Here is a 14,014-nt window from a genome sequence, read left to right on the forward strand (position 1 = left end):
CCTCGCTGATTGACGTCCAACTTGCACGCGAGCTGCACTAGTAGGGCGAACGGCCGCCCGCACGGGAAAGTAGCGTTCGCGCTCGCTCTACGATGGGCTTCCCCACGACTTCATTGTCAAATGATCCAACCGATCCGTCTCCTGCGGCCGCCAAGACCTGCTGTGCCCAGTGAATCTCCGCGGCGGACGGTGTGAAAACAGCATTAACAATGGGCACTTGCCGTGGATGAATGCAAAGCTTTCCAGTGAATCCATAGCTCGCCGCATGCTCAGCCTCGATTGTCAGATTCTTGTCTTCAACCAAGGCCGTCATAACTCCATCGATCGGCGGCGCTATGCATGACGCCGCCGACGCAAGAACAATTTGGCATCGCGCGAAACTAAGCGCAGATAGGTCCGCGTGATCGATTCCCAATTCTCGCCCAAGGTCCGCGTTCCCGAAGACAGCCCTAGTCACGCCCGGCTCCGAGCATATTTCTCGAGCTCGAAGAATCCCTTCAGCGGTCTCTAATAGCGGGAGCACGGTGGATCCAGACGGCAGGCGACGCATAAGGTCTGCGACCTGTGCCGAGTTCGTAATCTTCGGTTGCATCACGCTGCATGGTCTGCCCGCCAGTGCTGCGACATCGTCCTCGTGCCACGGCGTGCCCGCTGCGTTAATTCGGACAATACCCACACCGCCCTCCGCAAACCAGCACCGTATGTGTTTACGCGCTTCGGCCTTCTTCTCGGGCGCCACTGCGTCTTCGATATCCAGAACAACGCCATCGGCTCCGCTTGCGACGGCCTTCTCGAAGCGATCTGGCCGATCGCCGGGCACAAAGAGCAGTGAACGTGCGCGAGCAATGAAGTCCCACATACAAGTCATCCCTCTATCTCAGAAGGTCTCGGTGGCCGACGCTGGCGTATCCCACCGCTCGCTTGCCATCCTGGCCTCACGCCCTGCTCACCTGACAGGGGGCGAGTTCCCGCTCTCCGGCCGTGACGAACCAAGAGTTTGTGCGTCGCCGGCAGACCGAGAGAGCCGGGTCTTTACCACATCACGCCGCTGGCAGAGTCGAACCTCGTTCGCAGTTGGGCTGATGGGGCCGGCCGGACTCCGGTGTCAGCGCCCAGGCTGCGGCGAAAACAGGCACCCTTATTTCTTAAACACCAGTCTAATATCGTCTCTCCCATGGTGCGTAGCAAAGGCTGCATCGATCTTGCCTGGGACAGCAGCCTCGCTGTACGGCTCCCATCGATGTTGGCATGGTTGTCAACGATCTCTCAATACTACTCTCTAGGCTGCGGGTGAATTCCTAACCATCTCAGCCATGCGATGGGCGAATGTATGAATCAGAGATCCTACGCAAGGCGCCCAGAGATAACGCCGGGACCTGCCATCTTTCAGGGAGAACCGAGACTTGCGCGATGAGTGACATTACAATCCGTCCACTGCACGTTCATGAACAACGCGAGGCTTACGAGCTCGCGATGCGCGCTTACCATCTATCGCCTACCGACAGCGGATGGAAACGTTGGCTCGAGCCACTTAGCGCTGATCGCCGTTTTGGTGCCTTCCTGCATGGCACTTTGGCAGGCGTAATCAGCGCATTCTCCACAGAACTCACGGTGCCAGGAGGGCGTACTCTCACTGTAGCTGCAACCGGTGGCGCCGCTGTACGCGCTGATTACAGCCGGCGGGGCGTGTTAACCGCCCTGATGCAAGAACAGTTGCGAGACTGCGCCGAACGCGGCGAGAAGGCGACCTACGGCTGGGGCCCCACAAGCGCCACCCTCTACGGCCGCTATGGCAGCGGTATAGCAACAAACTCGAAGAATGTTCACATCACGTCCCGGAACGCAATATTTCGCAATGATACACCCACCGGGGGTGCAGTGCGCATGCTACGCAACTCGGACGCTATTCCACTGATTCAAGAGATATACCAGTCAGCCGCCTCATATCGGCCGGGCATGATAAGACGTCCGACCGGATTGTGGCCTGACGACCTCGGATCCACATCTTCCGAGCATAACGTCGCCGTGCATACCGGCCCGCAGGGGGACGATGGATTCGTCTTGTACCGTCCGGTCAATTTCTCCCACGACGGCCCTAACCTTCAAGCCGACCTATTTGTCGACGACTTGCACACAACAAACCCACACGCCATGAGCGACCTCTGGCGTTTTCTGACAAGTATCGATCTGACCTCAGAAATCTACGCACCGATGCGGCCGATCGACGAATTCATCGATCTAATGTTGATCGATCCGCGACAGTATCGTGTAGGCGAGGTACAAGATCACACCCTATTGCGCATCCTCGACGTTCTCGAAGCATTGGCCGCGCGATCATACCGACGGGCTAAGCCCGTTGTGATGGGTATTGTAGATCGATTGTTCCCTGAAAACGATGGGAACTATCGAATTAGTTCGCAGGGAGTTGAGCGAACAGGTCACGCTGCGCAGGTTCGTATGGGCGTAGAAACGCTAGCCATGATCTATCTAGGAGCGTGGTCTCCCAGCACCCTAGCAATTGCCGGGCGGATCAACGTGCTCGATGCCGAAGCAATATCGGCTGCCGACGAGCTCTTTCGACCCACAACTGCGCCGTGGTGTGGCACGTCCTTCTAACCAACGTCCGGCGCTCCTTGTGGCGATCGGCACGGAGCTGCGCGGGCCGGGCACCGTCGGAGCAAGCACACAGCAAGCGCTGCTTGACCGAGTTGAGCCACCCTGGTGCGAATCTGCGGCGCGGGTCTTGATCGCTTCGCGCACAGTGTGGATGTCGGCCGGTAGCGGATCAACGGCGGTGATGGTTATGGACGGAGACGAGACGATCGAACGTGAGCAAGGTCAGGTGACACAGGCGAAGCAGCGGCCTCGGCTGGATCTGTTGCGGATGGGACGCCTGCCTGAGGCGTACGTGGCACCGCCTGCGTTGTGTGAGCTCGGCGCGAGCAGGTGCGGCACCGCGCCAAGTTGGTGACGCTGCGCCCTGCGAGCCGGGCCAAGACTCCGGCGTCAGCGCAGGCCCGGACGCGGTCGTGACGCTCCATGCCCCACCCAGCGCGGGCGAAGGGATGACCGCAGCCAGCCTGCCTCCGGTAACTACCGGTCCGGACCCTGGAGACAACACGACCACCCGAACAAGCACCGAACGCTTTCTCAAACGAAGGGGGAGCCCCCACTCTGCCTCGTTCGACACTTGATTGGCGTGCGCCAGGCGCGGCGCCGGAGTCGACGTCAAGACCTACGGCCGCGAAGCCGTCGGCCCTAGCGGGCCGATCCTTGACCCCCGACGCCTCAGGCCAGCGCGCCCACAAACGGCGACGGAAGAGGCAAACGACGAGGACAACCCCTCAGGGCCTCGGCAAGGTCGGGATGTCAGCTGGTCAGGAGTAGATTCACAGGCTTGAGCGGATACCAGGCGTGATGTCGGAGTGCTTGGGCGATGTTGGTGGCGCCGGCGAGGCGGTGCAGGCTGATCGCGAGGTTGCGTAGCGAGGCCATGGTCTGCGGGCCGTTGCTGGCACGGATCTGAGAGCGATCTTCGTCGTAGGCCATATCGCGGACCCAGTGCAGACGATTCTCTATGTACGCAGGTATGAAGCGAACTCGGCCGGCGTGACGTCGGTGACGTCGAGAGAAGTGACGGCGTAGACGATCTCGGTGCTGTACCTCTTCTCGTTCTTCTTGCGTCGCTTGCGCACGATCTGGATGGCCAGGCGAGCGTGCGGGAACACGATCCCGGCAGCAATGGTGACGATCTTGATGCTGCGCTTCTCCACCCGTCCATGCGCCTTGGTGGTGTCGGTGTGCGCGACCGGGACGTCCTTCCAGGGCAGCTCGGCCAGCTGGGCGTACAGCTCCGGCTGGTTCCGGATGACGGTGAGCAGGTAGTGCGCGCCGCCTCGTTCGAGCACCATGTAGTCGGCATGAGACCGCTGCGCGTGGAGGGCATCGGCCGTGAGGACGGCGCTCTCGAGGTCATCGATGGTGTCCAGCAGCTGCGAGAAACATTGAGATCTCGTTGGTCGTCGTCGCCACGTGACGCTGCGCCAGTACGACGCCGTGACCAGTATCGATCGCCGCGAGCAGATGCACACGGCGCTCACCGTCGGCGCCGACACGAGCACCGCGCAGGCTCTTGCCGTCCACCGCGACCGACACACGATCGCGGCGACGGGGTGGCGCACACCGCGTCGTTTGCGTGGGTCCGGCACCGCGGCCAGCACATCCACCAAACCACCCAGAGCGCGGCAGCGATCGACAGCGCTCACCAGGTGGTCAACTGCAGGATGGATCGGCGATGACGTGAACGCAGGCATGGCTCCTCGTCGATGATCATTAGGCGCAAGGAACCTTCATGATCACCACAGGAGTCACGCCTGCCCCAGCATTCTCACCCGCGTGTCGCCCACATCACCGCAGATCAGCCCCGAGCACCGACGATTTTGCCGAGGCCCTGGACAACCCCTTGACACGGCCCCGTTCCTTCAGGGATGACCAGCTAATACATGACTTTGCCGGGGCCGTAGCCGAGACCCTCAGCCCGGGCTACCGCCGCAGCCTTGGTCAGCTGAGAATTCTCGAAGTCCTACTCAGCATCTCGCCAATCAATGACTATACCGTTGAGACGATCGCGATCACGGCCAAATAGCTCGTTGTATACATCTGCGGCCTCATTCCAGTTCACCTTATGAGTTATCAGCGGACCTATGTCGATAATACCTGTCGAAAGCATACGTAGAGTGTGTTCAACATTCTTTGCGTCACCCACGCCGTGGGCGAATATCCATCGAATTTCCTTAAGATGAGGCTCTTCAATGTCAAACGTAATCCCCTCGACCGCATTGCCGCCGACCCAGATGAACGTACCTTCCGATCGCACGCATCTGAGCGAATCTTTTATTGACACGTTTGCAGTGTGGAGAACCGTATCCACTCCGTCGGGAAAGCGCCCAGCGAGCTGCTCCGACGGAAGGGACGCGGCTGCGTCGATGATCCAATCAACGCAGTGCGTCGAGGAGATAGCGATCTTCTCCTTAGATATCTCTGTGCCAATCACGTAAGCACCACGCAATCTCGCCAGCATGGCTGTAAGCTGACCGACCAGTCCTTGGCCGACAATCATAACCGATTGACCACTTTGAATGCCGGCTCGGTTGAGAAAATGTGCTCCAGCAGAGCACATCACGAAGAGTGATGCGCTGGCTAGATGGTTATCGGAGTCAAGTTTGTAGACAGAGCTAGCGCTGGCGACAAGGTATCGCTGATGCGTACTCGTAGTGAATACAGCGACAACGTCACCTACGCCCAGCGTGGAGTCAGGCTCATCGTCGCCAAGTGCGGCAATACGGCCTACAGCTTGGTAGCCGGGAACGTATGGCGGAGGTCCCCATGCATCCAAAGAGGCGGGAATCTTGCGCATTGCCGCAAACGTTTCTGTGCCAACGCTGACGCCCGAATAGTCGACTCGCACCAGAACCTGACCCTGCCCAGGAACCGGCACGGGGCGGCGACGCAGCTCAGCGTGGCATATGTCGGTGACCTCAAGCGCATGTGCATCACTAGGGACATCCGCAGCGGATGAAAATGCGCTCTTCGAAGAAGTGGACTCACTCACGATTGGCTCACAACCCTTCGAGCTGGAGGGGAATTCTAGATGGAGTTTTCTGACGCGTGGACTGCCCGCCTATCGCAGGACGTCAACTACCGCCCCTCTTTAGCTATTCTCGACCAGGTTCACCAGAGCGGCTAGCTGCTCGCAATGCATTAGGGGACGCGTTGGAGGCTGCTTGTTTAGTGATTGGTCAAGGCGGGTTGTTCAATAAGATCGTATAGTACAAATTCCATCGCGCATAGGAGTCGACTCTAACCTTGCTTTGTCAGTCACCCGCTCTGATCATACGATAACCTGGGGCAATGTGAGAAAGGCGCCACCCGAGGTAGCCAGAGAGGATGCGGCGGTTACGATGCAGCCGTGTGTGCCGATGGTTCGTGCGCGGACGAGGATGATGACAGTGTTCTGCCAAGCTTCGAGAGAGGTGATGCCGTCGGCCTCGTTGACGAGGGTGCCGATGTGTGTAGCCGTCGTCGGCAACGACGAACAGGTCGGAGAACGTGCAACCGAGGTCGCGAGTCTCGGCCGTGGGAGCCTTGGCGATAGAGCGCCAGGAAATGTTCCGTGGCGTGACGTCGCGGTAATACAGGTGTATGTCTCGGCCAATCCCCAAGAGTTGATGTTCGCACGCCGTCCTCGATGCCAGGGAAGAGGGCGTCTCCGATGACCTCCTACGTGTTGGGTGAATTGCGTTGCAATTGCGCGCGGGCAACCTCGTCCCGGACAACTCCAAGATCGCGGTCCATTCCGTGTCCAGAATCGCGTGCAACGGGTTCGCGGCCAGAGCCCAGATTTCGCCGTGCGACAGAGACGCAACATGATCGAGCAGCCCACACCCGGCTTCCCAGCTGCCTCGCGCTGAGTCACCTGCTCCGTCAGCACAGCAACGAAGATCTCGTACTTCTCCGCAGGCTATGACCGCCGACGTTTCGTGTGCGAGTTCGCCTCTCGATCCGAGACGACCATCTACCTACATATCGGTCTGACACACCGGTCCGTGTTTGGGTATTTCCAACCGGGTCTAGGCTGAATAACTCAGACGCAAAATACACCTCCGGGCACACCCGCTCGCATTGCGGTGGTGGTGGGTGGGAAACCCGTCACAGAGACTCTTACCCAGCATGCCGGTTCGCTAATAGTGACCATGACTTGTACGCTTCATTCGTCGACAGCGCCAGTACAAGACGTAGCCGGCTGGCTGATCGGCGGGCCTAGACCGCAAAGAAGAACCGTGTGCACACGTAGTTGCCCGCGATGAGGCCAGCGGTGCAGACGCTGCTGACCCAATCGTCGGCGATGGTGAGGATGATCAGGATAATCCAGCGACAGTCGTTGTCGCTGGGATTCGGGAGGGTGAGTGGTGCTCATCGCATCGATCCTTGACAGGGCGAACAACCTCCGCGGATGGCGCTCGCCTGATCTTAAACGCCGACATCATCGCCACCGGCGAGGCTTGCATTCATGGCGACCGTCTCAGCTGGGAACACTGACCGCTGCGAACAGTAGCCGGCAACTGCCGTCGCAACACGACTCCACATTCAAGGTCGACATGGGTATGCGCGGCAGCACACAGCACTGAAACGCGGCGCATGGCTGGCTGTAGTGCCGGACCTTGAATCTAAGCAGGACTGGTCCGCGGGCAAGAAATTCGACCAGGATATGAAACCACAGTAGTCAGTGCGATTATGTCGCGAAACAAATTGTCGGTCAATCTTAACATGCGCGTGACGTGCTCGTCGGGGAAGAAGGCGTTGTGTGTTCTGATCAGTCGGGTTCAGTAAGGCTCGGAACCGGCCAACGACAAGGACCTAGACGCAACCAACGTCAATCAGCGTGAGTGCCTACACCGCCGCGCCACGCGGTAAGGGGCTGCTGCGCGCGTTGCGGGCAGGGCTCCAATTCACCGAGCTGAAGTGAACACACATCGGCTTCATCGATCCTTGACACCGCCGGCGACGCATCCAGAGATCTGCGGCGCTTGTGTATCGCAGAACCAAATGATACGCGGCCCACGACGTGGGTTCACAGTTGGCCGCGTGCTTGGGCCAATTCGTTCGGTCGGCCGATGTCCTGCCAGTGATCCTGAAGAGGCCATAGACCGACCCGTTCGCCGCGGTCGAGGCAGTCGTCGAACAGACGCGTAATCGGGAACAGTTCGCCGCGCGGCACACGAGGCGGCAGTTGCGGATCAAGGACATAGATGCCGGCGTTCACCGGCCAACAGGTCGTGGGCTTCTCGACGATGCGAACAAGCCGCTGCTCGTCGACCTCAAGCACACCGAAAGGCACCTGGTGGTGGTACTCACTGGTGGCGATGGTCGCCACCACACCCTGCTCGGCGTGCGCGTCCAACATCGCCTGCACGGAAAAGCCAGTGATCAAGTCTCCGTTCATCAACAACAACGGCGACGTCGGCCGTTCCGCGACCTCGTCCAACAGGCCCAGAGCGCCACCAGTGCCTAGCGGCTGGTCTTCCTTCTCCCACAGATAGTCGATCGAACAACAGTACTTCGATCCGTCACCGAAGTACTGCACGATCAGATCCCCCAAGTAGTTCACGGACATAAAGATCCGCCGGATTCCCGAGCCGACCAGATGAAGAACTATCCGCTCCAGGATCGGCCGCCCCGCTACCGGCAACATCGGCTTCGGGACATCGTCGGTCAACGGTGCAAGCCGCGTGCCGCGGCCACCCGCCATCACCACGGCCCAGTTCTCAAGCGGCTGCGCGCCCACGATGTCGTCCTCGACATGCACCCCTACCACCCGGCCCCCGCCATCGACGATCGGAACCTCACCGACATTCAGGGCATGCATCATGTCGAGCACCTCAGCCCGTCCCTGGCTCGGAGTTGCCGTCGTGACCGGCCGACCAACTAAATCACGCACCGAGTCATCCGGGGTGGCCCCATCCACGAGAGCCTTGCGGATATTGCGCTCCCCCACCATGCCGACAAGCCGCGAGTCGTCATCCACAATGAGCACGGCCGAAACACCGTGCTTATCCAGGATCGTCAAACAGTCGCGAATCGAAGAGTCGAGCGCCGCCAGCATGTCCACGAGGTGTGTTTGCTCGCTCCCCATGACAACCTCCGCGTCCACCAAGGCACAGCCGTATCCACGGCGACAACGTTCGCGTCTGACGCTTCGCGCGCCAAGGGGCCGAGTTTCAAGCCATTAGATTTCGTGGTGTCAAGGTCCGGCTTCCGGAGACAGAATCTGTACCCTCACCGGAAGTCTCGATGCGGATCTATCTTTCTCAAAACACCGAGAAGATAGGACAGCCGTGACGACCACGTACGAGCTTCCTCACGTGCGTACGCTTGAAGCCGAAGCGGTGCACATTTTCCGAGAAGTCGCCGCCACATTCGAACGGCCCGTCTTGTTGTTCTCCGGCGGCAAGGATTCTGCTGTGATGCTGCATGTGGCGGTGCGTGCTTTCTGGCCTGCCCCGCTACCGTTCCCGGTGCTGCACGTCGACACAGGGCACAACTTTGACGAGGTCATGGCCTTCCGGGACACCACGGTCAGGCGGCTTGACGCACGGCTGCTCGTCAGCAATGTCCAGGACGACATCGACGCCGGACGTGTCACCGAGGAGCAAGGCCCTCGCGCGAGCCGGAACCGGTTGCAGACGACGGCGCTGATGCGGACGCTCGATGAGTATTCCTTCGATGCCGTCTTCGGTGGCGCCCGCCGAGATGAGGAGAAGGCCCGAGCGAAGGAAAGGGTATTCAGCTTCCGCGACGAATTCGGCCAATGGGATCCGCGGAATCAGCGGCCTGAACTATGGAGTCTCTATAACGGTCGGCATCGAAAGGGCCAGCACATCCGTGTCTTCCCGTTGTCCAACTGGACTGAACTCGATATCTGGCAGTACATCAATGATCAGGATGTCGATTTGCCATCGCTGTACTACGCCCACCGGCGGACGGTCTTCCAGCGCGACGGCATGCTGCTCGCGCTCACTCCTCATGTGATGTTGCTCGACGACGAAGAACCCTATGAGGCGACCGTGCGCTTCCGCACTGTCGGCGACGCCACCTGCACCGGATGCATCGAATCATCCGCCGCGACGCCGGAAGCCGTCATGGCCGAGGTCGCTGCCACCCGCGTCACCGAGCGAGGCGCCACTCGTGCCGACGACCGGATCTCCGAAGCAGGCATGGAGGACCGCAAGAAAGAGGGCTACTTCTAGTGTCTCAACTGCTGCGTCTGGCCACCGCCGGCAGCGTCGACGACGGCAAGTCGACGCTGATCGGACGGCTGTTGTACGACTCCAAGACGGTCTTCGAAGACCAGCTCGAAGCGATCGAACGGACCAGCCGCGAACGCGGTGAGGCGCACACCAACTTGGCTTTACTGACCGACGGCCTGCGTGCCGAACGTGAGCAGGGCATCACCATCGACGTCGCCTACCGGTACTTCGCCACACCACGGCGCACATTTATCATCGCCGACACCCCTGGTCACATCCAGTACACCCGCAACATGGTCACCGGCGCCTCTACCGCGGACCTTGCGATGATTCTGATCGATGCCCGCGCTGGTGCGCTCGAGCAGACCCGTCGGCATGCGTTTCTCGCCAGCTTGCTGGGCGTTCCGCACCTGATCTTGTGCGTGAACAAGATGGACCTAGTCGACTGGTCTCGCGAACGGTTCGACGAGATCTGTCAGGAGTTCCGCCAGTTCGCAACCAAACTGGACGTCCACGACCTGACCTTCGTCCCGATCTCAGCCCTGCACGGTGACAATGTCGTGCACGGCAGCGCCAGCATGCCCTGGTACGACGGGCCATCGCTGTTGCATCACCTGGACGACGTCCACGTCGCCTCAGACCGTAATCTCATCGACGCACGGTTCCCCGTGCAATACGTCATCCGCAGTCACGAGTTCCGCGGCTACGCCGGCACCGTGGCCGGCGGCGTGTTCCGGCCTGGCGACCAGGTGATGGTTCTGCCTTCGGGATTCACCTCCACCGTCGAAGAGATCTGGGGGCCTGGCGGCGCACCGGCCGACCATGCCTTCCCGCCAGAGTCCGTCGTTATGCGCCTGTCCAGCGAACTCGACGTCGGACGTGGAGACGTCATCTGCCGACCAGGAAACCGGCCGCACGCTACGCGGCACATCGATGCGATGGTCTGCTGGCTCACGGAGCAGTCCGCCCTCTCCCCCGGCGCCCGGTACGTCATCCAGCACACCACACGCACAATGAGGACGAGCGTGCGCCAGCTCGACTACCGTCTCGACGTCAACACGCTGCACCGCGACGAACACGCCGAACGGCTCCAGCTCAACGAGATCGGCCGCGTCCAGCTGCACACGCAGCAACCACTCCTGTTCGATCCGTACCGTCGCAATCGGAACACCGGCAGCTTCATTCTGGTCGACGAGACGACCAACAACACCGTCGCCGCCGGCATGATCATCCAGCCACACCAGCCCAACCCGGACGTCGTCGCGCATCCGGAAACCATCGGACGAGCCGACCGCGCCTCCCACGGCCTAACGGTGTGGCTCACCGGCTTGTCGGGCGCCGGCAAATCCACCGTCGCCGCCGAACTCCAACGTATGTTCGTCGCAGCTGGCCGCCCCGCCTACCTTCTCGACGGCGACAACCTCCGCAAGGGTCTCAACGCCGACCTAGGCTTCGGCCCTGGTGACCGCGCGGAGAACGTCCGCAGGGTCGCAGAAGTAGCGCGTCTGTTCGCCGATGCTGGACTCGTCGCGGTCGTCTCGTTGATGAGCCCTTCGCGCACCGCTCGCAACGCTGCGCGCGAGACCCACGAGGACGCCGGGCTACCGTTCGTCGAGGTCTTCGTTGACACTCCCCTGGAAGTCTGCGAAGCCCGCGACCCTAAGGGTCTGTACAGCCGCGCTCGAGCCGGCGACGTCGTCGCCCTCACCGGCATCGACGATCCCTACGAGCCGCCCGAATCACCCAACCTGGTACTGCGCCCCGACGACGGCACCCCAGAAGCCATGGCTATCAAAGTTCTGACATACCTGACCAGCCGGCTTCGCTCTTGACAGCGATTGGTGCGCCACCGGTAATATACCTACTAAATCCGTCGGAATAGTATGAGATGAGATTGCTGTGCACATCCTGGTCATGCTGGGGCTGGTGGGGTTCGGCGCTCAGATGGTCGACGGAAGCCTGGGGATGGGGTTCGGGGCGACGTCGACCACCATGTTGCTGGCGATGGGGACCACTCCGGCACTGGCTTCGGCCACGGTGCATCTGACCCAGATCGGGACCACGCTGGCATCAGGTCTGTCGCATTGGCGGTTCGACAATCTCGACTGGGCAGTGGTGCGCCGTATCGGAATCCCGGGCGGGATCGGCGCGTTCATCGGGGCGACCTTCCTGTCCAGCCTTTCCACCGCCGCGGCCACCCCGTTGATGGCCGGCGTGCTGTTCATCCTGGGGCTATACATCCTGATCCGGTTCACGACGGCCGGGGTGCCGGTGGCCAATCTCGGCAAGCCGTTACGCAATAGGTTCCTGGCGCCTCTGGGACTCGTCGCGGGCTTCGTCAACGCGACGGCCGGAGGCGGGTGGGGCCCGATCAGCACCTCCACCCTGCTCGCCAGCGGCCGGATCGAACCCCACAAAGTGGTCGGCTCGGTCGGCACCAGCGAGTTCATGGTCGCCACCAGCGCCAGCGCGGGATTCCTGCTCGGACTCGGCTTTCATGGCGTCAAATTCAGCTGGGTGGCGCTAATGCTGCTCGGCGGGGTCATCGCCGCACCCGTCGCGGCATGGCTGGTCCGCCGCATCCCCGCCCGCATCCTCGGATCTGCCGTTGGCGGGCTCATCGTGTTGCTGAATGCACGCACACTGCTCTCCGAACACGCACTCAACATTTCGCCCGGGACGCGCGGCCCGATCTACCTGCTCGTGCTACTCGCCTGGGCGGCCGCCGTCACCCACGTCATCCGCCTACACCGCAAACAACAGGAACCGGATGTCCGGACTCGGCCCGCAGCTCCGCGCAGGAGGCGCTGACGCCGCAGCGAGGTGCCGACTTCCACGACGCAAGAGCGCGACACGCCGCGCGGCGCACCGCGGCCTGCAGCGGTCCTTTCCACTAGAGTGCCCATCAATCTTCATTCTGTTGCTTAAGTCCGCTCGCGCGGCCGGACAGCATGTGTCCGATTAGCAGGTATACCCGCTCCCCCAGCAGCTGTTGTAGCTGCTGGCTCCCAACCGCCTTTCTGGGATCTCCACCACGTCAAGGAGCACATTCGCATGGCGTATGTTCAGGCTGCCTGCCCACCAGGCGGCACACGCACATGGACCGTAGTCAACGAGAAGTACGAGGTCATCACCGTTATCGACGAATGGCTTGAGTCGCACCGAAACCGGGATCATGGGTCCCCGAATACCGTGAACAACTACGCCACCTCGCTGGCTCAGTGGTGGACTTTCCTTGAGCTTCGCGGCGAGGCTGATCAGTGGAACGCTTTGGGCGCTCCCACGCTTGCAAGCTTTCTCACCTGGCTACGCAATGGTCGGACATCCGAGCACGTCCTGATTCCGTCACAGAAGTCACCATCACCAGCGACGCTACAAGCGCGCCTGGCCGCAGTGATCTCGTTTTACCGGTGGCATGGCGCCATGAGTGGGGTGCCCGTCATCGAACGGGTCATGCGAGGCCCGGCATCCAGGCGTCGCAGTCACGGACTCCTCGCGCATCTGGCCGCCCGTTCTCCGCTACGGGCAACGTCGCTCGTGCGGGTACGCCGGCCGCGTGGAGCGCGTCCTCCCGTTCTCAAACCCAAGGAATGGCAGGCGATTCTCGACGCCTGTGCGGTCTTCAACCAAGAGACCGGTGAGTGGACCGGCAACCTTCGCGACCGCTTCCTGTTCGCCCTCTTACAAGATTCAGGCTTGCGCCTCGGCGAGGCACTGGGGATGCGGATCAAAGACTTCGCCGCGCTGGCGGAAGCCCTTCCGTACGTCGACGTCGTACCACGCGAGGACAACTCGAATGGCGCACGCGTTAAGGGCATGCGCTTCCGGGTGGTCTACGTCAGCCATGATCTACGGGAATTATTCACTGACTACGTGACTCATATGACGTGCCGGGCTGCCGACGAAGGAATCACCATTACGTTAGACTCTCCGCTATTCGTTAACCTCTACCGCCCGCCTTTAATGGCTGCCATGCGCCCCGAAACCGTTTACGACAAAGTGAACAGGCTCAAGAAGAACGGCGTGGGCCCCAAGGAATGGACCCCGCACTGGTTCAGGCACAGTCATGCCACCGAGCTGTAAATGAGCGGAATTGCATCTGATGCATCATTCGGCAGTTTGTGTGAATGTGGCCGACCTGGCGTGCGAGGCCAGAGGGTCATCGGTGGGGATGGCTTGATGGTGTGGCGACACGCGTCGTGAGCTGG

At 61.0% G+C, this 14,014-nt stretch carries 10 protein-coding genes; 5 read left to right on the forward strand and 5 right to left on the reverse strand.

Annotated elements, in window-relative coordinates:
• Positions 1–37: 37 nt before the first annotated feature.
• Positions 38–868, reverse strand: a complete 831-nt coding sequence (locus F7O44_RS32210; RefSeq protein ID WP_162453826.1) for an aldolase/citrate lyase family protein — start codon at positions 866–868, stop codon at positions 38–40.
• Positions 869–1,410: 542 nt separating this feature from the next.
• Between F7O44_RS32210 and F7O44_RS29000 the strand changes: the two genes are divergently transcribed.
• Positions 1,411–2,616: a GNAT family N-acetyltransferase gene (locus F7O44_RS29000; protein WP_162453827.1), complete on the forward strand. Its 1,206-nt coding sequence runs from the start codon at positions 1,411–1,413 to the stop codon at positions 2,614–2,616.
• Positions 2,617–3,369: 753 nt separating this feature from the next.
• Here F7O44_RS29000 and F7O44_RS29835 read toward each other — a convergent pair.
• The 4 genes from F7O44_RS29835 to F7O44_RS29015 form a co-directional block, all read right to left on the reverse strand.
• Positions 3,370–3,549: a hypothetical protein gene (locus tag F7O44_RS29835; protein ID WP_222851808.1), complete on the reverse strand. Its 180-nt coding sequence runs from the start codon at positions 3,547–3,549 to the stop codon at positions 3,370–3,372.
• Between the two features lie 26 nt (positions 3,550–3,575).
• Entirely contained in the window at positions 3,576–4,313 is a 738-nt protein-coding gene (locus F7O44_RS29005) for a hypothetical protein (protein ID WP_222851809.1), read from the reverse strand.
• Positions 4,314–4,582: 269 nt separating this feature from the next.
• Complete coding sequence (locus tag F7O44_RS32215) at positions 4,583–5,611, reverse strand: zinc-binding dehydrogenase (protein ID WP_162453828.1); 1,029 nt, start codon at positions 5,609–5,611, stop codon at positions 4,583–4,585.
• Between the two features lie 2,019 nt (positions 5,612–7,630).
• A complete protein-coding gene (locus F7O44_RS29015) occupies positions 7,631–8,662 on the reverse strand; it encodes a sugar phosphate nucleotidyltransferase (RefSeq protein WP_246221581.1) in 1,032 nt (343 codons plus the stop codon).
• A gap of 232 nt (positions 8,663–8,894) precedes the next feature.
• Here F7O44_RS29015 and cysD point away from each other — a divergent pair, with 232 nt between their 5' ends.
• The 4 genes from cysD to F7O44_RS29035 all read left to right on the forward strand — a co-directional run bounded on the left by cysD (position 8,895) and on the right by F7O44_RS29035 (position 13,889).
• Entirely contained in the window at positions 8,895–9,806 is a 912-nt protein-coding gene (gene cysD / locus F7O44_RS29500) for a sulfate adenylyltransferase subunit CysD (protein WP_162453830.1), read from the forward strand.
• A complete protein-coding gene (gene cysC / locus F7O44_RS29025) occupies positions 9,806–11,638 on the forward strand; it encodes an adenylyl-sulfate kinase (RefSeq protein WP_222851812.1) in 1,833 nt (610 codons plus the stop codon). The genes cysD and cysC overlap by 1 nt, the downstream gene beginning before the upstream one ends.
• Positions 11,639–11,705: 67 nt before the next feature.
• Complete coding sequence (locus tag F7O44_RS29030; protein WP_162453832.1) at positions 11,706–12,617, forward strand: TSUP family transporter; 912 nt, start codon at positions 11,706–11,708, stop codon at positions 12,615–12,617.
• Between the two features lie 243 nt (positions 12,618–12,860).
• A complete protein-coding gene (locus tag F7O44_RS29035; RefSeq protein WP_162453833.1) occupies positions 12,861–13,889 on the forward strand; it encodes a tyrosine-type recombinase/integrase in 1,029 nt (342 codons plus the stop codon).
• Positions 13,890–14,014: the final 125 nt, after the last annotated feature.

Origin of the sequence: Phytoactinopolyspora mesophila (assembly GCF_010122465.1) — a bacterium.
GTDB lineage: Bacteria > Actinomycetota > Actinomycetes > Jiangellales > Jiangellaceae > Phytoactinopolyspora > Phytoactinopolyspora mesophila.